This is a genomic window from Pseudomonas sp. S2_F07 (assembly GCF_054668325.1).
Window position 1 is genome coordinate 5,735,387 of sequence record NZ_CP162758.1, and the last position, 23,292, is coordinate 5,758,678.

The 23,292-nt window shown below is 59.9% G+C and carries 23 protein-coding genes; 5 read left to right on the forward strand and 18 right to left on the reverse strand.

From position 1 onward, the window contains the following. The first annotated feature begins 12 nt into the window (after positions 1 to 12). Entirely contained in the window at positions 13 to 726 is a 714-nt protein-coding gene (locus AB4O40_RS26070; RefSeq protein WP_056721785.1) for a UTRA domain-containing protein, read from the forward strand. Between the two features lie 77 nt (positions 727 to 803). On the opposite strand, the gene AB4O40_RS26075 is transcribed toward AB4O40_RS26070, so the two are convergent. The 7 genes from AB4O40_RS26075 to minC form a co-directional block, all read right to left on the reverse strand. Then, positions 804 to 2,909 carry a mechanosensitive ion channel domain-containing protein gene (locus tag AB4O40_RS26075; RefSeq protein ID WP_460057369.1) on the reverse strand — a complete coding sequence of 702 codons (2,106 nt, stop codon included), beginning with the start codon at positions 2,907 to 2,909 and terminating at the stop codon, positions 804 to 806. A 126-nt stretch (positions 2,910 to 3,035) separates the two neighbouring features. Continuing rightward, positions 3,036 to 3,326 carry a hypothetical protein gene (locus AB4O40_RS26080; protein ID WP_056721789.1) on the reverse strand — a complete coding sequence of 97 codons (291 nt, stop codon included), beginning with the start codon at positions 3,324 to 3,326 and terminating at the stop codon, positions 3,036 to 3,038. 52 nt (positions 3,327 to 3,378) lie between these two features. Next, a complete protein-coding gene (locus tag AB4O40_RS26085; RefSeq protein WP_223542319.1) occupies positions 3,379 to 4,668 on the reverse strand; it encodes a M18 family aminopeptidase in 1,290 nt (429 codons plus the stop codon). Between the two features lie 215 nt (positions 4,669 to 4,883). Continuing rightward, positions 4,884 to 5,519 (reverse strand): RluA family pseudouridine synthase, encoded by a 636-nt coding sequence (locus AB4O40_RS26090; RefSeq protein ID WP_046037585.1) that lies wholly within the window; start codon positions 5,517 to 5,519, stop codon positions 4,884 to 4,886. Between the two features lie 91 nt (positions 5,520 to 5,610). Beyond that, positions 5,611 to 5,865: a cell division topological specificity factor MinE gene (gene minE, locus AB4O40_RS26095; RefSeq protein ID WP_007974947.1), complete on the reverse strand. Its 255-nt coding sequence runs from the start codon at positions 5,863 to 5,865 to the stop codon at positions 5,611 to 5,613. A 3-nt stretch (positions 5,866 to 5,868) separates the two neighbouring features. After that, the gene (gene minD / locus AB4O40_RS26100) at positions 5,869 to 6,681 is read right to left on the reverse strand and encodes a septum site-determining protein MinD (protein WP_007974946.1); all 813 of its coding nucleotides are present in this window, start codon (positions 6,679 to 6,681) and stop codon (positions 5,869 to 5,871) included. Between the two features lie 202 nt (positions 6,682 to 6,883). After that, on the reverse strand, positions 6,884 to 7,621 hold the full coding sequence (minC, locus tag AB4O40_RS26105) for a septum site-determining protein MinC (protein ID WP_056722299.1): 738 nt from the start codon (positions 7,619 to 7,621) through the stop codon (positions 6,884 to 6,886). Between the two features lie 118 nt (positions 7,622 to 7,739). Between minC and AB4O40_RS26110 the strand changes: the two genes are divergently transcribed. Beyond that, on the forward strand, positions 7,740 to 8,672 hold the full coding sequence (locus AB4O40_RS26110) for a lipid A biosynthesis lauroyl acyltransferase (protein WP_056721793.1): 933 nt from the start codon (positions 7,740 to 7,742) through the stop codon (positions 8,670 to 8,672). A 34-nt stretch (positions 8,673 to 8,706) separates the two neighbouring features. Next, complete coding sequence (locus tag AB4O40_RS26115; RefSeq protein WP_056721794.1) at positions 8,707 to 9,879, forward strand: patatin-like phospholipase family protein; 1,173 nt, start codon at positions 8,707 to 8,709, stop codon at positions 9,877 to 9,879. 118 nt (positions 9,880 to 9,997) lie between these two features. On the opposite strand, the gene AB4O40_RS26120 is transcribed toward AB4O40_RS26115, so the two are convergent. From AB4O40_RS26120 to puuE, 8 genes are all read right to left on the reverse strand, one after another. Then, positions 9,998 to 10,783 carry an outer membrane protein OmpK gene (locus tag AB4O40_RS26120; protein WP_056721796.1) on the reverse strand — a complete coding sequence of 262 codons (786 nt, stop codon included), beginning with the start codon at positions 10,781 to 10,783 and terminating at the stop codon, positions 9,998 to 10,000. Between the two features lie 376 nt (positions 10,784 to 11,159). Continuing rightward, positions 11,160 to 11,945, reverse strand: a complete 786-nt coding sequence (locus AB4O40_RS26125) for a DUF5020 family protein (RefSeq protein ID WP_056721798.1) — start codon at positions 11,943 to 11,945, stop codon at positions 11,160 to 11,162. Positions 11,946 to 12,032: 87 nt separating this feature from the next. Then, positions 12,033 to 13,391, reverse strand: a complete 1,359-nt coding sequence (locus tag AB4O40_RS26130; protein ID WP_056721801.1) for a nucleobase:cation symporter-2 family protein — start codon at positions 13,389 to 13,391, stop codon at positions 12,033 to 12,035. A gap of 214 nt (positions 13,392 to 13,605) precedes the next feature. After that, positions 13,606 to 14,910 (reverse strand): urate hydroxylase PuuD, encoded by a 1,305-nt coding sequence (locus AB4O40_RS26135; protein WP_056721803.1) that lies wholly within the window; start codon positions 14,908 to 14,910, stop codon positions 13,606 to 13,608. A 51-nt stretch (positions 14,911 to 14,961) separates the two neighbouring features. After that, positions 14,962 to 15,465 (reverse strand): ureidoglycolate lyase, encoded by a 504-nt coding sequence (locus AB4O40_RS26140; RefSeq protein WP_007993087.1) that lies wholly within the window; start codon positions 15,463 to 15,465, stop codon positions 14,962 to 14,964. 140 nt (positions 15,466 to 15,605) lie between these two features. Continuing rightward, entirely contained in the window at positions 15,606 to 16,601 is a 996-nt protein-coding gene (gene alc / locus AB4O40_RS26145; RefSeq protein WP_056721805.1) for an allantoicase, read from the reverse strand. A 90-nt stretch (positions 16,602 to 16,691) separates the two neighbouring features. Next, complete coding sequence (gene uraD, locus AB4O40_RS26150; protein ID WP_056721807.1) at positions 16,692 to 17,207, reverse strand: 2-oxo-4-hydroxy-4-carboxy-5-ureidoimidazoline decarboxylase; 516 nt, start codon at positions 17,205 to 17,207, stop codon at positions 16,692 to 16,694. Then, entirely contained in the window at positions 17,204 to 18,130 is a 927-nt protein-coding gene (puuE, locus tag AB4O40_RS26155; RefSeq protein ID WP_056721809.1) for an allantoinase PuuE, read from the reverse strand. The genes uraD and puuE overlap by 4 nt, the downstream gene beginning before the upstream one ends. 423 nt (positions 18,131 to 18,553) lie before the next feature. Here puuE and uraH point away from each other — a divergent pair, with 423 nt between their 5' ends. Further along, entirely contained in the window at positions 18,554 to 18,907 is a 354-nt protein-coding gene (gene uraH, locus AB4O40_RS26160; RefSeq protein WP_008017679.1) for a hydroxyisourate hydrolase, read from the forward strand. 179 nt (positions 18,908 to 19,086) lie between these two features. Here uraH and AB4O40_RS26165 read toward each other — a convergent pair whose 3' ends face one another. The 3 genes from AB4O40_RS26165 to AB4O40_RS26175 all read right to left on the reverse strand — a co-directional run bounded on the left by AB4O40_RS26165 (position 19,087) and on the right by AB4O40_RS26175 (position 21,927). Next, on the reverse strand, positions 19,087 to 19,713 hold the full coding sequence (locus AB4O40_RS26165; protein WP_223542321.1) for a LysE family translocator: 627 nt from the start codon (positions 19,711 to 19,713) through the stop codon (positions 19,087 to 19,089). Positions 19,714 to 19,785: 72 nt separating this feature from the next. Continuing rightward, positions 19,786 to 21,135 carry an NCS2 family permease gene (locus tag AB4O40_RS26170; protein ID WP_008048392.1) on the reverse strand — a complete coding sequence of 450 codons (1,350 nt, stop codon included), beginning with the start codon at positions 21,133 to 21,135 and terminating at the stop codon, positions 19,786 to 19,788. A gap of 345 nt (positions 21,136 to 21,480) precedes the next feature. After that, positions 21,481 to 21,927: a MarR family winged helix-turn-helix transcriptional regulator gene (locus AB4O40_RS26175; protein WP_056721813.1), complete on the reverse strand. Its 447-nt coding sequence runs from the start codon at positions 21,925 to 21,927 to the stop codon at positions 21,481 to 21,483. An 82-nt stretch (positions 21,928 to 22,009) separates the two neighbouring features. Here AB4O40_RS26175 and AB4O40_RS26180 point away from each other — a divergent pair, with 82 nt between their 5' ends. Further along, positions 22,010 to 23,176 (forward strand): aminotransferase-like domain-containing protein, encoded by a 1,167-nt coding sequence (locus AB4O40_RS26180; RefSeq protein WP_223542322.1) that lies wholly within the window; start codon positions 22,010 to 22,012, stop codon positions 23,174 to 23,176. The last annotated feature ends 116 nt before the right edge of the window (positions 23,177 to 23,292 follow it).

Here is a 23,292-nt window from a genome sequence, read left to right on the forward strand (position 1 = left end):
AAGGAAACGTTGATGCGTGAAGAGGCAACAAAAGCGGTAACAGCCATCGGCCAGGTGCTTCAGGAGCAGATCGACCATGGACTGTTGACCCCGGGCAGCAAATTGCCGGCCGAGCGCAAGCTCAGTGAATTGTTCGGTACCACGCGGATCACTTTGCGTGAAGCGTTGTTGCAGTTGGAGTCACAGGGGCAGATTTATCGCGAGGAGCGTCGCGGCTGGTTCGTCTCGCCGCCGCGCCTGGCCTACAACCTCATGCAGCGCAGCCACTTTCACGCGATGGTCAGCGCCCAAGGGCGAGTGCCGTCCACCGAGGTGATTTCGGCGCGATTGCAACCGGCATCGGCGGCGGTGTGTGCCTGGCTGCAATTGCCGGCGCTGTCGAGCGTGATTCAGATCTGCCGCGCACGGCGGATCGACGGGCGACTGGTGCTGTATGTGGAGCACTATCTGAACCCGCAGTACTTTCCCGGGATACTCGATTTCGATTTGAATCAGTCGATCACCGAACTGTATGCGCGGCATTACGACCTGCACTACGGGCGGGTGCGCTTCGAAATTGTGCCCACGGCGTTGTCGGTGGATGCGGCGGCAGCGTTAAAGGTGTCAACAGGCAGCCCGGGCTTGCGGATTGCCCGGGTCAACTATGACCAGCATGAGCGGCTGATCGATTGTGATCTGGAGTTCTGGCGGCATGATGCGATTCATGTGGGGGTGGATGTTGTCTGACGCTGCCTTTGTAGGAGCTGCCGCAGGCTGCGATCCTTTAAAGGCCAAAATCAAAAGATCGCAGCATGCGGCAGCTCCTACTCCTGCGGGCCACCACCGGCGGTAATCACCTGAATGCTCATCCGCGGTGTCGCCAGATCCAGTCCGGCTTCATCCATGTGTCGCTTGAGTGACAGGTTGAACGCTCGCGACACTTCCCACTGCTTGATCGGCGCAGTCTTGAACCGGGCGCGCAGGATGGCGTTGCCCGACTCGAAGCTTTCCACCCCCTGGAACTCCAGCGGCGACCAGATATTGCGTCGTTGTAGCGGATCGGTGCGCATTTTCTGGCCGACTTCGCGCATCAGTTTGATGGCGTTGTCGATGTCCATGTTGGCCGGCACCGCTACCCGGAAGATGGCGTAGCCGAATTCCCGGGAGTAGTTCTTGATGCTTTTGATTTCACTGAACGGAATGGTGTGGACGATGCCGTCGATGTCCCGCAGGCGCACGGTGCGGATGGTCAGCCCTTCGACCGTACCGAGGTGGCCGCCGACATCCACGTAGTCGTCGATGGCCAGGGAGTCTTCGATGATGATGAACAACCCGGTAATCAGGTCGGCTACCAGCGACTGCGCACCAAAACCGATGGCCAGGCCGATCACGCCGGCACCGGCCAGCAGGGGGGTGACGTTCATGCCCATGTTCGCCAGGGCGACAATCAGCGCGATGATAAAAATCGCTATGAACAGCACATTGCGGATCAGCGGCATCATCGTCTGTGCGCGGGCATTGGCCAGGCCTTTGCGCGAGCGGGTCAGCGCGTGATGCACCGCGGTATCGCTGAGAATCCAGATCAGCCAGGCGAACAGCAATGTGCCGGCGAGGCTGAACAGTTTGACACTGACTTCGTGGCCGTCGCCTTCGGTAAAGCGGATCAATGACATGCCCCAGACCCGCAGGCCAAGTTCGATAAAGGCCAGCCACACCAACAGGTGAACAATGGTGTAGAAGAAGTTTTTCAGCCGTTCCGAATACACCGCGTAGCGCCGGATACCGCGCTGGGGTTTGAGGCCTTGGCGGCGTACCAGGCCGTTGATGACCATACACAGCACCAGCAAGACGGTGCAGATCAGCGACTGGCGCAGGGCGGTGCTGGTGTCGCCGGCGGAAATGAACGTCGCGAACAGGGAGATTGCCACCAGTACCAGTGCCGGTACGTACCAGAAGGTGCCAAGAATCGACAGGGTGTCGTTGAACGCACGGCGGGTCAGGCGCCGGGACAGCGGCTGGTTGCGGATCAGGTGGGCGATCGGCCGGCGGAAGCGCAGGATGAAGCGCCCCGTGGAAAGCGCGGCCAGGACATTGGCAACAGTCGCGGCAGTATGGGCCAGATGGCTGCCGAGGCTGGCGACCAGCTGCGGATCGCTCAGGGCTTCGCCAAATGCGGCGAAGCTGCCGATCAGCCACAGCGGCCGAAACGCCTGGTGCCGCAGTATGTACAGGGCGCGGTGGCGGTGTGGGCCATCGAGCAGGGAAAAGGCAATCACGCAGATGGCCGAGAAGCAGGTGCCGACCACCAGTGCATAGGCCAGCACCATCGCCAGGCTCTTGCCCAGGGACGAGGGCAGGGCGTAGCTCATGTAGACCGTGATCACCAGGGCAATCAGCCATGGCCCGAGTTTGCGCAGGGCAAAACGCAGCATGTCCAGGGCCCGGGGGTGCTGTGGCAGTTCTTCGGTCAGGCCGAAACGCATCCGCACGCGGTGGCTGATCCAGATCAGCGCGGCGGCCAGCAGGCTCCAGACCATCAGGATCATGGCGAAGGCGAACAGCATGGGCAGCCATTCATTGGCCGGCAGCGCCAGCGCCGCCAGTTCTTCCCTGGCCTGATCGAGCTCACTGGACCAGCGCGTGAGCGGACTGTCGTCGCCGGTAAATTTTTTCTCGATAGTGGTCAGGGTTCCGCCAATCAGGCCCAGCACGCCTTCTTCGGTAATCGGCTGGGCCTGTTTGGTGGTGTCGCGGAGCTTTTTCAGGTCGGCCAGCAGCTTGCTGCGTTGCTGGTCGTTTTCCAGCGACTTGATCACTTCGTCCAGGGATTGCCCCAGCGGTTCCTGTGCTTCGGGCTGGGCCTTGGCCTGGTTGGTGAGCAGGCCCGGCAGGCCGGCGGCCTGGGCAGGCGCCACTGACAGCAGCGTCATCAGGCAGGCAAGGAAAAAACAAGGGAGAGCAAAAAGACGAGCGAACACTAGGCGGTCAACCTCGCAGGGAGCGGATCGACCGAGTGTACGAGCCCGTCAAAATCAATGCGAGCCAGGGACGATGAATTATTCGTTGAGTTTGGCGAGGATCTTGATCACCACGGTCGCGAGAATGGTCAGCATGCCGATCCACATGGCAAACACGCCGGCATTTTTATCGCGAAAGTTGAAGCCGACGGCCAGCAGGAGCATCCCGGCAAGAATCGGAATCAGCATGGCGTGGAAGGTAGACATCGAAATCATGGAGACAGCCTTGTCGTAGGGATACTTGAAGTCTAGGCCGCTTTTGATGCGGCTGGTGTGATGTGTGTAGGAGCTGCCGAAGGCTGCGATCCTTTGATCTTCGGCGACAATCATGGCGTCAAAATCAGAATCAAAAGATCGCAGCCTGCGGCAGCTCCTACCGGCGTTACGGCAATTCGCGGCAGGTGTAGAACGCGCTCAGCACCTTGACCAGATGCGCCAGGTCATGGCTGCCGCACAGCTCGCGGATCGAGTGCATGGCGAACGTCGGCAGGCCGATGTCCACGGTGCGCACGCCCAGGTGGCTGGCGGTGATCGGGCCGATGGTCGAACCACAGCCCATGTCGCTGCGCACCACGAAGCTCTGCACCGGCACTTCTTCAGCCATGCACAGGTGGCGGAAGAACCCGGCGGTTTCGCTGTTGGTGGCGTAGCGCTGGTTGCTGTTGACCTTGATCACCGGGCCGGCGTTGAGTTTCGGGCCGTGGTTGGCATCGTGCTTGTCGGCGTAGTTCGGATGCACGCCGTGGGCGTTGTCAGCCGAAACCAGCAGGGATTTCTGGATGGTGCGTACGAATTCATCACCTTCAGGCAACAGGCGTCGCAAGGTTTGCTCAAGCATCGGGCCGTCGGCACCACAGGCCGAGCAGGAACCGACTTCTTCGTGGTCGTTGCAAACCAGCACGCAGGTTTCGTCGGTGTCGGTCGTCAGCAGCGCTTGCAGGCCGGCGTAGCACGACAGCAGGTTGTCCAGACGCGCGCCGGCGATGAAATCGCCATGCAGGCCAATGACCGCCGCGCTTTGGGTGTCGTAGAAACTCAGCTCGTAATCGAGCACCACGTCGGCATTCAGGCCGTGTTCGCGGGCGAGCTGGTCGGTGAGTACTGCGCGGAAGTCCACGCGCTCGTCACCGGCAAATTGCGCGAGGATCGGCGGCAGTTCGGTCTGGGCGTTGATGGCCCAGCCCATGTTGGCTTCACGATTGAGGTGAATCGCCAGGTTCGGAATGATCGCGACCGGTGCCTTGAAGTCGATCAATTGGCTTTCGACCTTGCCATCTCGACGGAAGGTTACACGCCCCGCCAGGGACAGGTCACGGTCGAACCACGGCGCCAGCAGTGCGCCGCCATAGACTTCGACGCCCAGTTGCCAGAAGCCCTGGCGTTGCAGCTCCGGTTGCGGCTTGACGCGCAGGCACGGGCTGTCGGTGTGGGCGCCGACCAGGCGGATGCCGCCGTGCAGCGGTGAATGACGGCCCATCTTGATCGCGACAATCGAAGAGTCGTTGCGGGTGACGTAGTAGCGACCGTTGGCTTCGGTATTCCAGGGCTCACGCTCGTCGAGGCGTTGATAGCCCGCCGCTTCCAGACGCTGGACAAGGCTGGCGGTGGCATGGAACGGGGTAGGGGAGGCCTTGAGGAAATCGATCAGGCCTTGGTTCAACTCTTCGCGCATAAAGTAGCTCCAGACAGCAGTGGCGCCAGTTTAACGTATTGGCTTGGTAAATGGCGTCGCACTGAATGTGGGGCTGGTCATCGAAATTGAATCTGGAGGAGATCCCTGTGGGAGCGAGCTTGCTCGCGATGGCGGAGTGTCAGCCAGCATCAATGTTGGATGTGCCTGCCTCATCGCGAGCAAGCTCGCTCCCACAGGGTTTTGTGTACTTGCGCCTAAAACGGTGCCGGGCACTCGAAGCGCAGGCGCTCGCCACTTTGCGGGTGGGTGAAGCTGAGCATGCTCGCGTGCAGGCACAATCGCGGCCAGGCCGCCAGCGCCTGCTCGTGGGCATAGAGCCCGTCACCCAGCAACGGATGGCCAATCGAGAGCATGTGCACGCGCAACTGGTGGGAACGGCCGGTGATCGGTGTCAGCTCGACGCGGCACCAGTCGCCGCAACGCTCGAGCACGCGCCAGAAAGTCAGCGCATGTTTGCCAAACTCATGGTCGACCACATGCCGAGGCTTTGTCGGCGGGTCGTAGCGCAACGGCAGGTCGATGCTGCCGCTGTCCAGTTCCGGCTGACCCCAGCACAGGGCGGTGTAGGCCTTTTCGGTTTCGCGGTCGTGAAATTGCCGGGACAGTTCGCGATGGGTATCCGGGTCGCGGGCCAGCAGGATGATGCCGGACGTCTCCCAGTCCAGCCGGTGGACGATTCGCGCTTCCGGGTAGCCGTTTTCCTGCAGGCGGGTAATCAGGCAGTCCTTGTTGTCATCGGCCCGGCCAGGGACAGAGAGCAACAGGGTCGGCTTGTTCACCACCAGTACGGCGGCATCCTGATGGATGATGTGGATATTGGACAACGGCATTAAAACAGCCTCGTAACAAACGCCAACGGCGGCTCAGGTCCCTTCCGGTTGCAGAAGGGGCCTGAGCCGCCGTGGCTCCTGGCGGATCGACTCAGCGATCTGGCAGGGTGATATTGAGTTCCAGAATCGAGCAGCTGCCCTGGCTTTCCAGTGCGACATGCACGTCATCGGACCCGATATTGACGTACTTGCGGATCACCTCGACCAGTTCCTTCTGCAAGGCTGGCAGGTAGTCCGGGGTACTGCGTTGGCCGCGTTCGTGCGCCACGATGATCTGTAGACGCTCTTTCGCTACCGACGCGGTGCTTTGCTTTTTGTTGGCACGAAAGAAGTCAAAAAGGTTCATTGCTTAGTTGCCTCCAAACAGGCGCTCGAAGAATCCCTTCTTCTGTACATCAAGGAATCGATGATCCACGGTCTTGCCCAGCAGGCGGTCAACGGTATCGCTGTAGGCCTGGCCGGCATCGCTCTGGTCGTCGAGAATCACCGGAACACCCTGGTTGGATGCCTTGAGCACCGCCTGGGATTCAGGGATCACGCCGAGCAGGGTCACCGAAAGGATCTCCTTGACGTCTTCTACGCCGAGCATTTCGCCTTTGCTCACACGTTCCGGGTGATAACGGGTAATCAGCAGGTGTTCCTTGATCGGGTCTTCGCCACGCTCGGCGCGACGGGACTTGCTGGCCAGCAGGCCAAGCATGCGGTCGGAGTCACGTACCGAGGAGACTTCCGGGTTGGTCACGACGATCGCTTCATCGGCGAAGTACATGGCCAGGTGGGCGCCTTTCTCGATGCCCGCCGGGGAGTCGCAGACCACGAACTCAAAGTCTTCCTTGAGTTGCATCAGGACTTTTTCCACGCCTTCGACGGTCAGCGCGTCTTTGTCGCGGGTCTGGCTGGCGGCCAGCACGTAGAGGTTTTCCAGGCGCTTGTCTTTGATCAGGGCCTGTTGCAGATTGGCTTCGCCGTTGACCACGTTGACGAAGTCATACACCACGCGACGCTCGCAACCCATGATCAGGTCGAGGTTACGCAGGCCCACGTCGAAGTCGACGATCACTGTTTTGTGGCCGCGCAGAGCGAGGCCGGTACCGATAGCGGCGCTGGTGGTGGTCTTACCCACACCACCCTTGCCGGATGTAACCACGAGAATCTTGGCCAAGGTGTTTCACCCCTAAGGAAGAAGGACTTTTCAGTCCCTGAAAAACATCTCCTGAAAAACTACTGCAGTCGGACAGCCTTGGCTGGAATCCGGTTTTGAGCGGCGTTTACCCCCGGTAAACACTGCTTTCGGCCTTTTTCCTACTTCGTTTGAGCCGTTTTCGCTACGTTTTAGAGATGCTTGGAAAATGCGGCAGTATCCGTTAAAGCCGAATGATGTTCAACACGTCGCCGGACAGGCTGACCTGCACACCCGAACCCCATAGAGGGTCGCGGCGCAGATCTTCGGAAACCTTGTAATGCCCGGCGATGGAAATCAGTTCAGCACTCATTTGCTGACAGAAAATCCGCGCCTTGGTGTCGCCCTTGACGCCGGCCAACACGCGACCACGCATCGGGCCGTATACATGGATGTTGCCATCGGCGAGAAGTTCCGCCCCCGGGCTCACCGAGGAGATCACCACCAGATCGCTGCCCTGGGCATAAATCTGCTGGCCACCACGTACTGGCGAGGTGATGATTTTCGTCGGCTTGATGGTCGGCTCGGGCGGTTTTTCCGGTTTTTTCTTCGGTTCGCCTTCGGTCAGGTCCAGTGGACGCTCCCGGGCGCCGGACGGTGGCAGCACCGGCAGGTCGACCGCGATGGCGGCGGCAATGTCTTCGATACGGCTGGCACGGATCGCCAGGGTACGCAGGCCATGCTGGCGGCAGACGCGCATCAGCCCTGGCAGATCGACCGCGCCTTCGTTGGCCGGGAGTTTGTCCAGGGCCAGTACCAGCGGCGCGTTGCTGAAGAAGTTCGGCGCCAGGGCGACCTTGGCGGCCAGTTGCCGATCAAGGCTTTCGAGGTCGTTACGGGCCAGCTCCAGCACCGTAATGGCCAGCATGCTGCCCTTCAACTGGAACACGGGATCTTGGTCTAGCGGTTCGGTTTGGCTCATGGTCGGCATACAACGACTTGTCACTAAAAGTGCCGAGACTTATAACGAGAACGCCCGCGGGCCGCAAGCCGGGTCGAACGATGTAGAATGCGCGGCCATTGTCATTCCGGAAGCATTAATGGACCGCCCGCGTTTTCGAAAAGCATTTCTATCTCCACGTTTCTGGCCGTTGTGGTGTGGCCTGGGGCTGTTGTGGCTGATCGTCCAGCTGCCGTATCCGGCACTGCTGTGGATTGGTCGTGTCCTGGGCGTCTTGATGTATCGGGTCGCCGGCGACAGACGGCGCATTGCCAAGCGCAACCTGGAACTGTGTTTTCCTGAAAAGACCGCCGCCGAACGCAAACGCCTGCTTAAGGAAAACTTCGCCTCCACCGGCATCGCTTTCTTTGAAATGGCGATGAGCTGGTGGTGGTCGCGCAAGCGCCTGGCGAGTCTCGCTCATATCGAAGGGCTGGAGCATTTGCAGCAGGCCCAGCGCGAAGGCAAGGGCGTGATCCTGATGGCCCTGCACTTCACGACGCTGGAAATCGGCGCGGCGTTGCTCGGTCAGCAGCACACTATCGACGGCATGTACCGCGAGCACAAGAATCCGCTGTTCGACTACATCCAGCGCCAGGGCCGCGAGCGGCACAACCTCGATTCGCTGGCGGTGGAACGCGAAGACGTGCGCGGCATGCTCAAGTTGCTGCGCTCGGGCCGGGCGATCTGGTACGCACCGGATCAGGACTACGGCGCCAAGCAAAGCATCTTCGTGCCGCTGTTCGGTATTCAGGCCGCGACCGTCACCGCCACGAGCAAGTTTGCGCGGCTGGGCAAGGCGCTGGTGGTGCCGTTCACCCAGGAGCGTCTGGCGGACGGCAGCGGATATCGCCTGGTGATCCATGCGCCGCTCGAAGGCTTCCCCGGCGAAACCGAAGAAGAGGATTGCCTGCGCATCAACCAATGGATCGAAAGCGTTCTGCGAGAGCATCCCGAGCAATACCTGTGGGCCCACCGCCGCTTCAAGAGCCGTCCACCGGGCGAGGCGAAGTTGTACGCCAAGCGCGGTTGAGTAACCGTTTTCCCAAGCACCATGGAGTGTTGCGATGAGTCCAGTTGAGCCGGTAACAGGGTTGATTCTTTCCGGTGGCGGGGCTCGGGCGGCCTATCAGGTCGGGGTGCTGGCGGCGATTGCCGAATTGCTGCCACCGGGGGCCCGCAATCCGTTTCCGGTGATTGTCGGCACCTCGGCGGGCGCGATCAACGCCGTCAGCCTCGCCAGCGGGGCAATGGACTTTCGTAACGCCATCGAACGCCTGACGGCCTTCTGGCAGGGCTTTCGCAGTCATCTGGTGTTGCGCAGCGACTGGCCCGGGGTGATCCGCCAGGCCAGTCGCTTTGTCAGCCACAGTTTGCTCGGTATTGGTGCCCAGGTGCCGGTGGCGCTGCTCAACAGTTCTCCGTTGCGCGATCTGCTCAACGACAAGCTGCATATGGGTGGCATCGCCGAAGCGATCGCGCAGAAGCAATTGCATGCGGTGGCGGTCACAGCTTTCGGCTATGAGTCCGGTCAGGCAGTCACCTTCTATGAGGGCGGCGGCAAGATCGATGCCTGGTTGCGCCATCGACGCATCGGCATTCCCACGCGGTTGTCCGTTGAACACCTGCTCGCCAGTTCGGCTATTCCGCTGCTGTTCGCCCCGGTGAAAATCGACGAAGAGTATTTCGGTGATGGCGCGGTGCGTCAGTCGGCGCCGATCAGTCCGGCGCTGCATCTGGGCGCCAGTCGGGTGCTGGTGGTGGGCGTCAGTGGCAACCCCCGCGGAGTCGACCCGCAACAACCCTTGTTGCGCAGCTACACCGGTCAGCAGCCGACCCTGGCGCAGATCGGCGGGCACATGCTCAACAGTACGTTCATTGACAGCCTGGAAAGCGATATCGAGCTGTTGCAGCGCCTGAACCAGTTCAGTCACCTGATGCCCGACGGCACGCCGACCCGTGCATTGGGCGTGGCACCGGTGGACGTATTGGTGATTTCACCGAGCCAGCCGATCGACGAGATTGCCGCGCGCCATCGCCAGGAATTGCCGGCGGCATTGCGCCTGTTTCTGCGCGGGCCGGGTGCGACCAAGACCAGCGGGGCGGGGGTGCTGAGTTACCTGCTGTTCGAGGCGGGGTATTGCAGCGAGTTGATCGAACTGGGGCGACGGGATGCGTTGGCCAAGCGCGGGGAATTGTGCCGGTTTCTGGGGTTGGAAGAGCCCGTGCTTTCGGTTTGAGACTTGTAGTGAGGCTTTCGCGAGCAGGCTCGCTCCCACGGGGATTTTCGTCGTATACAAAGTTTGTGTTCGACAAGGTTCCACTGTGGGAGCGAGCCTGCTCGCGAAGCTTCTTAAATCAGAAGTGAACCTTGACCAGGAAACTGGTCACACTCTGATCAGTCTTGAAGCCCTGGCTGTCTTCAATCCCGTACTTGTTTTTCCAGTAGTCATACTCGACACCCACGTACAGCTGCTTGGCACCCAGATTCAGCGCCTTGCCCAGGTCGTATTTGACCTGCGGGTTGAAGTGCAGGTTGGCGTGGTACTCGCCTTTGCTGTTGACGTCGTTGTCGACCACCCAATCCATGAAGCCGTCGATCAGCACGTCCGAGCCACCCACCGGAATGGTGTAGGACCAGACCGGCGAGACCTGCCAGATGTTGTCGCCCGGGCGGTCGCCTTCAGTGTGGCGGTTGTAGAAGTTCAGCTGGAAGTAATCGAAGCCCGGGATGGCCAGGTCGAAACCAGGGCCGATCAGGTAGGACTCGGTATCGTCTTCACCGAACTCGTAGGTCATGGCCAGCAGCACGTCCTTGATCGGGCCGAATTCGAACTTCTGGTCGAAGATCTTGTTGAACGACAGGCGCGGGCTGAGTTCGCCGTAATGGGTGTTCTCGCCCGCGAAGTGGTCTTCCTTGCCGTTGTAGAAGATTTTGTCGATGAAGAAGAAGTTGTCGCCGTACTTCCAGCCATCGGCGTGTTCGAAGGTCACCGTCTGCTGGATGCGCGGGTTGACCTGGAAGTCCTTGCCATAGAGGTAGGTCAGGCTGTTGGTCTGCCACTGCAGCAAATCGCCGGCCATGGCCTGGCCCCCGGCCAGCATCGATCCCGCCAGCATCAGGCTAGTGCACGTACGTTTCATTCGGTTGCTCCCAAAAAGTAGGTGGTTCCACGTTATTTTTTTAAGGTCGGCGCTCTGGTGTGGCGCCTTTTTCTGTAGCGGTAAAAAATCATCCATTCGGTCAGCTTTGATGCTGTTAGCAAGAGCTGGGCCAAGGCTTTCAGAAAGCAAAAAAACTCCCGTTCGGCGGCTCAAGAGCGGTCGATTGAGAGGGGTTTTGGAGTGCCTTGGTGCCTGCCAGAGCCGGGATAAGTTGGCTTTTTGGTCAGGTTTTAAATCCGGGCTTTTTTTAAACCGGATTCGAGCGGCCGCGGAGAATACTGACTCCTCGGCCAGGTCTCAAGTGCTCCGCAACGGCGCACCGACGACAGGCTTGGGGCACGGTTGCGGGGCAGCATCAGAAATGCACCTTCACCAGCAGGCTGGTGGTGTTTTCGTTGGTGTCGAAGTTGGAGCTGTTTTCGATGCCGTACTTGTCTTTCCAGTAGCTGTATTCGACGCCGACGTATACCTGTTTTTCCCGCCAGCCCATGGCCTTGCCCAGGTCGTACTTGATTTGCGGGTTGAAGTGCAGGTTGGCGTGATAAGTGCCGTGCGAGTTCTGGTCGTTATCTACGACCCAGTCCATGTAGCCGTCGATCAGCAGGTTCGAGTTGCCCAATGGAAGGGTGTAGGACCAGGCCGGCGTGATCTGCCAGACGTCATCGCCGGGGCGCGAGCCTTCGGTCTGGCGGTAATAAAAGTTCAAGGTGAAGAAGTTGAAGCCTGGAACCGCGAGGTCGAAACCGGGCCCGATCAGGTAGGCCTCGGTGTCGTCTTCGCCGTTCTCGTAGGTCATGGCCAGCAACACGTCCTTGATCGGGCCGAATTCGAAACGGCGGTCGAGGATCTTGCCGAAAGACAGGCGCGGACTGAGCTCGCCGTAATAGGCATGAACGCCTTTGTTTCGGTCCTGCTCGCCGTTGTAGTAGGTGCTGTCGATGAACATGAAGTTGTCGCCGTATTTCCAGCGGTCGGCGTGCTCGAAAGTTATCGTCTGCTGGATGCGCGGGTTGACCACGAAATCCTTGCCATACAGGTAGCTCAGGCTGTTGGTCTGCCACAGCAGTAGATCGCCGGCCATGGCCTGGCTCGCGGCCAGCAGGCCAGCGCTCAACAGCAGGTTGGTTTGTGTCCGAATCATCTGTTGCTCCCTCTTGTTTTTATTTTTGAGGCGCAGGTTGTGGCCAGGGGGCTGGCCACAGGCAGGCCCCCTTGGTTATCCGTCAGATCAATGGGTGTGAGCGTGGCAGTCGTTGATGGCCGCGCGTTCGGCGCCACCAAGGATGTTGAACAGCAAGTTCAGCGTCAGCGCGCTGAGGGTGGCCATGGCGATGCCGCTGTGGGTGATCGGGCTCATCCACACGGGCAGGTGGGCGAAAAACTCCGGGCGTACAACCGGGATCAGCCCCATGCCGATGCTCACCGCCACCAGCAGTTGGTTGCGACGGTCACCGATGTCGGCTTCCTGGAGAATCTTGATCCCGGTGGCGGCGACCATGCCGAACATCGCAATTGCTGCGCCGCCCAGTACTGCCGGAGGAATCGACGCCACCAAAAAAGCGGCTTTGGGCAGCAGGCTCAACACGATCAGCAACCCGCCGGCAACGATGGTCACCGAACGGCAGCGCACGCCGGTCATTTGCACCAGGCCGATGTTCTGGGCGAAGGAGGAGTGGGTGAAGGTGTTGAAGAAACCGGCGAAGAACGAGGCGCCGGCATCGCACAGCAAGCCGCGACGCAACATCCGTGGGCAGACTTCCTGGCCGGTGATCTTGCCCAGCGCCAGAAACATCCCGGTGGACTCGACGAAAATGATCACCACCACCAGGCACATGGACAGGATCGGCGCGAGTTCGAATTTCGGCATGCCGAAGTGCAGCGGTGTGACGAATTGCAGCCATGGCGCCTGGGCCATGCCACTGAGGTCAACCATGCCGATCAGGCCGCAGAGCACGTAGCCCAGGCACATGCCGATCAGGACAGAGATGTTGACCCAGAAACCCCGCATGAAGCGATGCACCAACAAAATGGTACCCAGCACCAGTGCGGCGATGGCCAGATAGATCGGTGAACCGAATTGAGCGGCGCTGGCACCGCCGCCGGCCCAGTTCACGGCCACGGGGAACAGCGACAAACCGATCGAGGTGATGACCGTGCCGGTCACCAACGGCGGGAAGAAGCGCACGACCTTGGACATGAACGGGGCGATGAGCATGCCGAAGAACCCGGCGGCGATGGTCGCGCCGAAGATCCCTTGCAGGCCGATACCGGGCATGCCGGCCATGGCGACCATGCTGCCGACGGCGGCGAAGCTGGCGCCCATCATCACCGGCATGCGAATGCCCATGGGGCCGATGCCGAGGGACTGGACGATAGTGGCAATTCCCGCGACCAGCAGGTCGGCGTTGATCAGGAAGGCGATTTCTTCACGATTCAGGCCAGCGGCCTGTCCGATGATCAGCGGTACCGCGATGGCACCACCGTACATCAGCAGAACATGCTGCAAACCGACCAGGATCAGTTGCAAGAGGGGCAAACGCTGAATGGCGGGTGCGTCGGGGATGCGCGCTGCGGATAGCTCGGACATGCAACACCTCGGATCTTTTTATTCTTGTGATTTACAGCTGCAGTGCTACCGGCAGCTGTATTCGAATCAGGTGGATCTGTGGCGAGGGAGCTTGCTCCCGCTGGGGCGCGAAGCGGCCCCGCTCTTTACCTTAAGAGCAGGGGACTGCTGCGCAGTCCAGCGGGAGCAAGTTCCCTCGCCACAAAAGCCCGCTAGACACAGGCTTTTGTGTTGCTTAGTTGGTCTGGGCTCCCTGCACAATCCAGGCACCGATCAGGTCACGTTCCTGCTGGGTCATCTGCGTGATGTTGCCCAGTGGCATGATCTGGCTGGTGACGGCTTGCGCCTGAATCCGCGGTGCGTTCTGGCGGATTTGCTCGGGAGTGTCCAGCATCACACCGGCCGGGGCCGCGCTGAACAACGGGCTGGTCGGTTTGGCCGAATGGCAGACCGCGCAACGCTCCTGAATCACGCTGTGCACCTTGTCGAAACCCGGGCCGGCATTGGATGCCTGAGCCGGAGCGGCGGCTGGCGCTTCTGCAGGTTTGGCTTCAGCAGGTTTCAATCCACCGCCCACTGCGGTTTCCGGCAGCGGCTGGTATTCGATTGCAGCGGGTGCCTTGGCCACTTCAGGGGCACTGGACATCGGCTTCGGACCGGTCACATAAGCCAGGCAGATCATGCCCACCGCTGCCACCGGCAGGGTCCAGGCAAACTTGTGGCTGTCGTGACGGGTGTTGAAGTAGTGACGCACCAACACCGCCAGTACCGCGATCCCGGCCAGGATCAACCAGTTGTACTGGCTGCCGTAGGTGCTCGGGAAGTGGTTGCTGATCATGATGAACAGCACCGGCAAGGTGAAGTAGTTGTTGTGGCGCGAACGCAGCAGGCCTTTGGCCGGCAGCGCCGGATCCGGCGTGCGGTTCTCGGCAATCGCCGCTACCAGTGCGCGTTGCGCCGGCATGATGATGCGGAACACGTTGCCGACCATGATGGTGCCGATGATCGCGCCGACGTGCAGGTACGCACCCCGACCGCTGAACACTTTGCTGAAGCCGTAGGCCGCGGCGATGATCAGGACGAACAGGATTCCACCTAGCAGGGCAGGGCGTTTGCCCAGGGCCGAGTCGCACAGGAAGGAGTAGACGAACCAGCCGATGAACAGCGAGCCGATGCCCAACAGTACGCCTTCAGGACCGCTCAGGGAGCTGCCCGGAGCCAGCAGGTAAAGCGTCGGGTTGGAGTAGAACACCACGCACAGCAGCGCGATACCCGACATCCAGGTGAAGTAGGCTTCCCATTTGAACCAGTGCAGGTTGTCCGGCATGGTCGGTGGAGCCAGCTTGTATTTTTCCAGGTGGTAGATACCGCCACCGTGGATTGCCCACAAGTCGCCAGCCAGACCGCTTTTCGGGTTGACCCGGTTGAGGTTGTTTTCCAGCCATACGAAATAGAACGACGCACCGATCCAGGCCACGCCAGTAATCATGTGAACCCAGCGCACGCTCAGGTTCAGCCATTCCAACAGATGTGCTTCCACAGTCTTTACCTCTCGCCCGTCACTCTGTTGTCGAGTGATCGGACTCTTCTCTTATTGGTGGGGGGCGAGGATCAAACGCTCATCCTCTTTGAAAAAATGCTCATCGCAGTTATTGCCTGTGCCACTGCGATCAACCACCAGGAAGTCATCCCGCTTTTCGATCGTCAGCACCGGGTGGTGCCAAACGCCGCGATGGTAATTAATGCCCTGCCTGCCGTTGGTGACGAAGGCGCGGACCAAGCCTGATACAGGTTCATCGCCAAGTGGCGCGACCACGATCAGAAAGGGGTTGCCGAGCAGCGGTATGAAAGCCTGGCTGCCCAGCGGATGGCGTTCCAGCATGCTCACGGTCAGCGGCATGTCCTGCGCGTCGGCGCGGAAGATGCTGATGATCGCGTTGTCCTCAGGCTTTGCGGTTTCGACCACAGCCAGTTTATGGAAGCGCATGGTCGAACCGTTGTTGATCATGAAGTGATCGCTGCCGTCGGTTTCGATCACGTCACCGAAAGGGGCGAAGGCTTCTTTGGTCAGCGGTTCAATCGTCAGTGTGCGCATGCTGTTCTTCTTTTCTTCAAATGTATGTTCGGTTTACCGCATTACCTGTAGGAGCTGGCGCAGCCTGCGATCTTTTGACTTTGCTTTGTAAGATCAAGATCAAAAGATCGCAGCCTACGGCAGCTCCTACAGGCTCAGCATTACTTCGCGACCTTGCCCAGTACACGCAGGCGGCTCACACCACCATCCGGGAACACGTTCAGGCGGATGTGGGTGATCGGGCCCAGCGCCTTGATCTGCTCGGCGAAGGTGTGCTCGGCGTGCATTTCCAGCTTCTGGCTTGGCAGCAGTTCGCGCCAGAACAGCGACTGGGTTTCGATCTGGCTGTCGGTGCCGCCCTTCACGAACGCGCCCTGGATCGAGCAAGTGTCCGGGTAGTTACCCTTGAAGTGCAGGGTGTCGACGATGATTTTCTCGATCTCGCCCGGGTGGCCCAACGCGACGATGACCCAGTCATTGCCCGGGGTGCGACGACGTGCGGTTTCCCAGCCATCGCCCATGTTGATGCCACGGCCCGGGTTGAGGATGTTGCTCATGCGGCCGAAGTGTTCGTCGGAGCAGGCGAGGGCGCGGCCACCGTTGAGGGCAGCGGCCAGGTCGACTTGCTCGTTGTCGCCGACAGCGGACCAGTCGCGGAACGGAATGCCGTACACGCGCAGACGGGCAACACCGCCGTCCGGGTAGATGTTGAAGCGCAGGTGGCTGAACGCCTGGTCGTTGTTGATTTCGTGGAAGTGGTGGCTGTTGCCTTGCAGCTCGACGGCGGACAGCACTTCAATCCACTGGGTGTTGTCATCTGGCTCGCCCGAAGCCAGGAAGCAGGCTTCCAGGGACGCCGACGGCGGGAAGTTGCCGGTGAAGAATGAAGTGTCGATGTCGACGCCCTTGATCGAACCCGGTACGCCCAGGCGGATCACAGCACTGTCGAAGCCTTCGAAGCGCTTGCGGCGCGATTCCCAGCCGTCCATCCACTTGCCGTTGTCATCGAACACGCCCTCCTTCCATACGGCCGGGGTCGGTTGGAACAGACGGTTGGCGTCTGCGAACCAGTCATCGGTGACCGAGATGATCTTGGTGCCCAGGCGGGCATCGGCCAGGTTGACGAACTTCTCGAAAGGTACGGCGTAAGCTTTCATTCTTCTTGTCTGCCTTTAAATAAGTGGCTTGGGATGCTTGCGAGGCCCTTGGCGGTTTCGGCGTTCTTGAATCCGCTCAGGCCAGGCTTGCTATAGGGTCAGTAATCGGAACAGGGCGATCTTGTTGATCTGCGCCAGCGCGCATTTGAATTCGGTCTCGACCGAGTTGTGGATGCGCGTTTCGAACGCTGCGAGGATCTGATGCCGGTTGCTGCCTTTTACCGCCATGATGAAGGGAAACTTGAACTTGGCTTTGTAGGCGTCGTTCAGCTCGGTGAAGCGAGAAAACTCTTCGGCCGTGCATTGGTGAATACCGGCGCCAGCCTGCTCATTAGTGCTGGCTTCGGTCAATTGTCCCTGGACGGCGGCTTTACCGGCCAGGTCCGGGTGAGCGTTGATCAAAGCCAGCTGGCTTTGGTGATCGGCGCTCAACAGGATGTCGCTCATGCGCTGGTGCAGGGTTTCGATCTCGTCGATCGAAGCGTCCTGGCCCAGGTCGAAGGCCTTCTCGGCCACCCATGGCGAATGTTCGTAGATGTCGGCGAAAGCGGCGACAAAGGCGTCGCGGCTCAGGCTCGAAGGTTTGACGGTTTGAAAGGTGCTCATTTGGCAGCCCCTGTGTACGGGTGGGTTTCTTGCCAGTGACGCGCGATGTCGACGCGACGGCTGAACCACACCTGTTCATGACTTTTAGCGTATTCGATAAAGCGCTTGAGCGAAGCCAGACGCGCCGGACGGCCGATCAGGCGGCAGTGCAGGCCGATCGAGAGCATTTTCGGTGCCTCCGCGCCTTCGGCGTAGAGCACATCGAACGCGTCTTTGAGGTATTCGAAGAAATCGTCGCCCTTGTTGAAGCCCTGGACCTGGGTGAAGCGCATGTCGTTGGTGTCCAGGGTGTACGGGATCACCAGGTGCGGCTTGCCGGTCGGGTTGTTCGGTTCCCAGTAGGGCAGGTCGTCGTCGTAGGTGTCGCAGTCGTAGAGGAAACCACCTTCTTCCATCACCAGGCGACGGGTGTTCGGGCCGGTGCGGCCGGTGTACCAGCCCAGTGGGCGTTCGCCGGTGATTTCGGTGAGGATGCGGATCGCTTCGAGCATGTGCTCGCGTTCCTGGGTTTCATCCATGTACTGGTAGTCGATCCAGCGATAGCCGTGGCTGCAGATCTCGTGGCCGGCATCGACCATGGCGCGGATCACGTCCGGGTGGCGCTGGGCGGCCATGGCCACGGCGAAGATGGTCAGCGGAATGTCGAACTCCTTGAACAGCTTCAGGATCCGCCACACGCCGGCACGGCTGCCATACTCGTAGAGGGATTCCATGCTCATGTTGCGCGCGCCTTGCAGCGGCTGGGCAGAAACCATTTCCGAGAGGAAGGCTTCGGATTCTTTGTCACCGTGCAGGATGTTGCGCTCGCCGCCTTCTTCGTAATTGAGTACGAACGACAGGGCAATGCGGGCATTGCCCGGCCAGTGGGGGTGAGGAGGGTTACTGCCGTAACCGACCAGGTCGCGTGGGTAGTCAGCGCTCACTGCAGGCTTCCTTCTTATTCGATGATGACGGTTGGTGTGACGCAGCTGAAAACTGGATGGCAGGCTGGCGTCACAGCGATGGGCTGATTGTATACAACTTTATATTCACTTTGTAAGCCTGATTTTTCGCATTTTTCACCGACTGTCATCTTTTACTGCTATTGGCGTGAGCCTGCAAGAAATCTGCCTGACTGGTCAATTATTAATTGAAAGGCTTATAGGTTGTGCGGTTCGACGGCAAATATGCAGATGGCGAGGGTGATGCGAAAAATGTCGTTTTTATTGTGTACAATTTTCTTTAAAAGTGTCTTAATCAGTCGCTCGCCGCAGCTTTTCGTGCTCCGAATCGGTGCGGTCTCCTTTTCAACTGACTTCGGGAGGCGCGAAGTCTGACTGCTCCACGCAGGCAGGCGCGCAGAATCAATGGGACGTTTGACTACACACGTTTTGGACGCAGCACACGGTTGCCCGGGCAGCTCGATCAAGGTCGAGTTGTACCGCGTTGAAGGATCGCAGCTGGAATTGGTCGCCACTGCCGTCACCAACAGCGATGGCCGTGTCGATGCGCCGCTGCTGCAAGGCGATGACTACCGCACCGGGGTCTATCAGGTCCAGTTTCATGCGGGCGATTACTACCGCGCCCGTGGCGTCAAGCTGCCGGAGCCTGCATTTCTTGATGTGGTGGTGCTGCGTTTTGGCATCTCCGCCGAGCAGGATCACTACCATGTGCCGTTGTTGATTTCGCCTTACAGCTACTCCACCTACCGCGGCAGCTGATCCCCCAGGCAGCAGCTGCACCCTGGAAGCGACTGCGCATATAGCTTCTTTGGTCTTTCGCCCGCTCACACTGCGGGCTTTTTTTCGTCTGTGAAAAAGTCAAAAGATCGCAGCCTTCGACAGCTCCTACATATCCCGCGTAGGAGCTGCCGAAGGCTGCGATCTTTTGATCTTGCTGTTTAGCGGCTCAGCAGGGACGCTGCACCCGCGCCACTGAACAACCCTGCACTGATCCGGTTAAACCAGCTCTGGCCCTTGCCGCTGCGCAGATACCGCGCCGCACCATGGGCGCCGAGGCCATAAGCCAACTTGCAGGCCAGATCCAGCAGTGTCCAAGTGACAATCATCACCAGCAACTGCGGCAGGAACGGCTGTTCGGCACTCAGGAACTGCGGCAGGAAAGCGGCGAAGAACAGGATGTCTTTCGGGTTGCTTGCGCCCAGCATGAACGCACGCCCGAACAGTGCGCGAAAGCGTGGCACCGGCGCGGCTTGTGGCACTTCAGCGCCGTGGGAAGGCTGGCGCGATTGCTGCCAGCTCTGCCAGGCGAGGTAGAACAGGTAAAGGGCGCCAAGTATCTTCAGGGCACTGAACAGCTGTTCCGACGCCAGCAACAACGCACCCAGGCCCAGCGCCGATGCACTGAGCAGGCAGATCGAGGCCGATACGCCGCCCAGAAAGGCCGGGTAAGAGCGGCGCAGGCCGTAATTCAGACTGTTGCTGATCATCAGCAACGACAGCGGCCCCGGGATCAGGATCACTATCAGCGCAGCGCCGCTGAACAGCAGCCAGGTTTCCAGACTCATCACTTTCCTCCATTTGCACAAAAGCCCCACCCGACGGGGTGAGGCTGTTTTCAAGTGTGTACCGCGTGTGGCTTACAAGAAGATGAACTTGGCGATGAAGATCGCGCAGAGCACCCACAGGCTCACGGAAATTTCCTTGTACTTGCCGGTACCGGCCTTCAGCGCCACGTAGGTGATGAAGCCCAGTGCGATACCGTCGGCGACCGAGAAGGTCAGCGGCATCATGATTGCGGTGACAATCGCCGGAATGCTGTCGGTGGCTTCGTCCCATTCGATATGGGCCATGCCGCCCATCATCAGCATTGCTACATAAATCAGTGCACCCGCGGTTGCATAGGCAGGAATCATCCCGGCCAGGGGTGCGAAGAACATGGCTGCAATAAATAGCACACCTACGGTCACTGCGGTAAGACCAGTCCGACCACCCGCAGCTACACCAGCGGCACTTTCCACGTAGCTGGTGACCGGCGGAACGCCGACTACCGCGCCGAATACGCTGGAAGCACTATCAGCTTTCATGGCGCGGGAGAGGTTTTCGATGCGGCCGTCAGCACCGACCAGATTGGCGCGCTGGGCAACCCCCATCAAGGTACCGGCGGTGTCGAACATATGTACGAAGAGGAACGCCAGGACCACGCTGATCATGCTGACGTTGAACACGCCGGCGACGTTCATGGCCATGAAGGTGGGTGCGAGGCTCGGTGGAGCCGACATGATGCCCTCGTAGTGCACCAGGCCCAGACCCCAGCCAGCGAGGGTCACGGTGATGATGCTGATGAGGATCGCGCCGAACACCTTGTGATAGCTGAGGATGGAGATCATCAGGAAGCACACGGCGGCGAGCAGCGGACCAGGTTCGCGCAGGGAGCCGAGCTTGATCAGTGTGGCCGGGCTATCGACGACGATACCCGCGGTTTTCAGGCCGATCAGCCCCAGGAATAGACCCACGCCGGCGCCCATGGCGAAGCGCAGGCTGACCGGGATGCTGTTGAGCAGCCATTCACGGATCCGCGAGAAGGTCAGGATCATGAACAACACACCGGACACAAACACCGCGCCGAGGGCGGTTTCCCAGTTGTAGCCCATGGTGCCGACCACGGTGTAGGTGAAGAAGGCGTTCAACCCCATGCCCGGTGCCAGGCCGACCGGCCAGTTGGCGTACAGGCCCATCAACAGGCAACCCAGGGCCGCGGCGATGCAGGTGGCGACGAACGCCGCACCGTGATCGATCCCGGCGTCGGCCATGATGTTGGGGTTGACGAAAATGATGTAAGCCATGGTGATGAAGGTTGTCAGACCGGCGATCAGCTCGGTCTTCACCGTGGTGCCGTGCAAGCTGAGTTTGAACAGACGTTCCAGCAAGCCATTGCGTAATGGCGGCGAGAGATCCAGCGTCGATGCTTCGGATTTGCGGCTTTCCACAGCGAATACTCCTCAAGAGTTTTATTGTTATTTCCAGGGCCGGACCCATGAGGGTGGCAGCGGCCCTTTGAGGCACTTGCGAATTTGTTGACCTCTTGGTCAGGAACTCGCACGAAGTGGATTATGCTTTTGTATACAAAGAAAGCAAATAATGTTTTTGATTTTGTTTACGAAAAGTTTGGCTTTAGGGATATATCGCCTGTTCCGACGCCTTCGCGAGCAAGCCCGCTCCCACAGGAAGCGGCGGATCTGCGCATATTTTTTGACCGAATCGAAACCTGTGGGAGCGGGCTTGCTCGCGAAGAGGCCGGATCAGTCAGCATCAAAATCAGCAGGCAGAATGATTCAGTCGGTATGCGCCTGGCTTTCCCCCAACGCCAGATTCACCGCCAGCCACCCATTCACCGCCGTCTCCCCGGCCTCGGCAAACACCCGCTCCAGCAATTTCACCTGCTCGCGCCGTAGCGCCTGTTCAAACCGCGCGCCTTCGGCGGTCAACTCCAGCAGGCGCTTGCGCTTGTCGGTTTCGGACGCGACGCTTTCCACCAGATGCATCTCCAACAATTGCCGCAACGGCATGTTCAACGCCTGCTTGCTCACGCCGAGCAATGCCAGCAGTTCCTTTACGCTCAGGTTCGGATAGCGGGCGATGAAAAACACGATGCGCTGATGCACCCGGCTCAGGCCGCGACGTTCGAGCATTTCATCGGCCTTGGCGGTGAAGGCCTGGTAGCCGAAGAAAAACGCTTCCATGGCCTGCTGCTGGGAAAGCGGGTTTTTAAGGTCAAGCATATTGACGTATCCGTTCGGGGAGGCGTAATTTCGGTCAACAAGTTTGACTCATTTTTCACATGCCTCGCTACCGGTGATCCCCATGGCTTTTTCCGAACGTGTCTCGCGCCTTAAAAGTTCTTTGATCCGTGAAATCCTCGCCGCGGCCCAACGTCCGCAGATGATGTCGTTTGCAGGCGGTCTGCCGGCCGAAGCCATGTTGCCGAAGGTCGATTGGGCCCGGATGCCGGTTTCCATGGGCCAATACGGCATGAGCGAAGGCGAGTCGGCGCTGCGTGAAGCGCTGGCCGCCGAGGCGCGAGCGTTGGGAGTGCCGTGCGAGGCAAGCCAGGTGCTGGTGGTCAGCGGCTCACAGCAAACCCTCGACCTGGCGGCCAAGCTGTACATCGACAAGGGCACCGAAATCCTGCTCGAGGCGCCGACTTATCTGGCGGCGTTGCAGATTTTCCAGCTGTTCGGCGCCGATTGCCTGACCGTGCCTCTGGAGGCCGACGGGCCGAACCTGACGGAGCTACGCGCTCGGCTGGAGCAACACCGTCCGGCCTTCATTTACCTGATCCCGACCTTCCAGAATCCATCGGCGGTGCGTTACAGCGAAGCCAAGCGCGACGCGGTGGCGGCGTTGCTCGATGAATTCGGCGTGACACTGATTGAAGACGAGCCTTACCGCGAACTGACCTTCGACGGTGGCAGCGCCACCCCGATTGTCAGCCGCTTGAAGAAGGCCAGCTGGATCTATACCGGGACCGTATCGAAAACCCTGTTGCCGGGTTTGCGCGTCGGCTACCTGATCGCCAGCCCGGACTTGTTTCCCCATTTGTTGAAACTCAAGCAGTCGGCGGATTTGCACACCAATCGGGTCGGCCAGTGGCAGGCGTTGCAATGGATTGGCACCGAGAAATACCAGCAACACCGTAGTGGGTTGCGCGACTTTTATCGGGGGCGTCGGGATGCATTTCAGGCTGCGCTGGAAACGCACTTCTCGGATCTGGCGGACTGGAACGTGCCGCAGGGCGGGCTGTTTTTCTGGTTGAAACTCAAGCAGCCGCACGACACCCGCACCTTGCTCAATGCCGCGCTGGCCAACGACGTGGCGTTCATGCCGGGCGAACCGTTCTTCCCCGAGCCGGATAATCATCCGGGGTATCTGCGGTTGAACTTCAGCCACATTGATCCGGCGCGGCTGGATGAAGGGCTCGAGCGGTTGGCGGCGGTGGTGCGTGCTGCCCAGGCCGCAAAAGCAGCGTGAAAACAAATAAACCGGCGCGAGGGCCGGTTTATTTTTGTCCGGGATTTGCGGTGCCTGTGCGGGCTTGCTCCGGGCGGCGTTCCGACGAAGGCGTCAGTCAGATCACCACAAAAACA

Excerpts from the sequence above, each read along its gene's own strand:
- AB4O40_RS26120 (WP_056721796.1), bottom strand. The coding sequence starts at position 10,783 with ATGAAACGTACGTGCACTAGCCTGATGCTGGCGGGATCGATGCTGGCC.
- AB4O40_RS26130 (WP_056721801.1), bottom strand. The coding sequence starts at position 13,391 with ATGTCCGAGCTATCCGCAGCGCGCATCCCCGACGCACCCGCCATTCAG.
- uraH (WP_008017679.1), top strand. The coding sequence starts at position 18,554 with ATGGGACGTTTGACTACACACGTTTTGGACGCAGCACACGGTTGCCCG.
- AB4O40_RS26110 (WP_056721793.1), top strand. The coding sequence starts at position 7,740 with ATGGACCGCCCGCGTTTTCGAAAAGCATTTCTATCTCCACGTTTCTGG.
- AB4O40_RS26070 (WP_056721785.1), top strand. The coding sequence starts at position 13 with ATGCGTGAAGAGGCAACAAAAGCGGTAACAGCCATCGGCCAGGTGCTT.
- minC (WP_056722299.1), bottom strand. The coding sequence starts at position 7,621 with ATGAGCCAAACCGAACCGCTAGACCAAGATCCCGTGTTCCAGTTGAAG.
- AB4O40_RS26165 (WP_223542321.1), bottom strand. The coding sequence starts at position 19,713 with ATGAGTCTGGAAACCTGGCTGCTGTTCAGCGGCGCTGCGCTGATAGTG.
- AB4O40_RS26175 (WP_056721813.1), bottom strand. The coding sequence starts at position 21,927 with ATGCTTGACCTTAAAAACCCGCTTTCCCAGCAGCAGGCCATGGAAGCG.
- AB4O40_RS26080 (WP_056721789.1), bottom strand. The coding sequence starts at position 3,326 with ATGATTGTCGCCGAAGATCAAAGGATCGCAGCCTTCGGCAGCTCCTAC.
- AB4O40_RS26090 (WP_046037585.1), bottom strand. The coding sequence starts at position 5,519 with ATGCCGTTGTCCAATATCCACATCATCCATCAGGATGCCGCCGTACTG.
- AB4O40_RS26140 (WP_007993087.1), bottom strand. The coding sequence starts at position 15,465 with ATGCGCACACTGACGATTGAACCGCTGACCAAAGAAGCCTTCGCCCCT.
- uraD (WP_056721807.1), bottom strand. The coding sequence starts at position 17,207 with ATGAGCACCTTTCAAACCGTCAAACCTTCGAGCCTGAGCCGCGACGCC.
- AB4O40_RS26115 (WP_056721794.1), top strand. The coding sequence starts at position 8,707 with ATGAGTCCAGTTGAGCCGGTAACAGGGTTGATTCTTTCCGGTGGCGGG.
- AB4O40_RS26180 (WP_223542322.1), top strand. The coding sequence starts at position 22,010 with ATGGCTTTTTCCGAACGTGTCTCGCGCCTTAAAAGTTCTTTGATCCGT.
- AB4O40_RS26075 (WP_460057369.1), bottom strand. The coding sequence starts at position 2,909 with ATGACGCTGCTGTCAGTGGCGCCTGCCCAGGCCGCCGGCCTGCCGGGC.
- minE (WP_007974947.1), bottom strand. The coding sequence starts at position 5,865 with ATGAACCTTTTTGACTTCTTTCGTGCCAACAAAAAGCAAAGCACCGCG.
- alc (WP_056721805.1), bottom strand. The coding sequence starts at position 16,601 with ATGAAAGCTTACGCCGTACCTTTCGAGAAGTTCGTCAACCTGGCCGAT.
- AB4O40_RS26085 (WP_223542319.1), bottom strand. The coding sequence starts at position 4,668 with ATGCGCGAAGAGTTGAACCAAGGCCTGATCGATTTCCTCAAGGCCTCC.
- AB4O40_RS26125 (WP_056721798.1), bottom strand. The coding sequence starts at position 11,945 with ATGATTCGGACACAAACCAACCTGCTGTTGAGCGCTGGCCTGCTGGCC.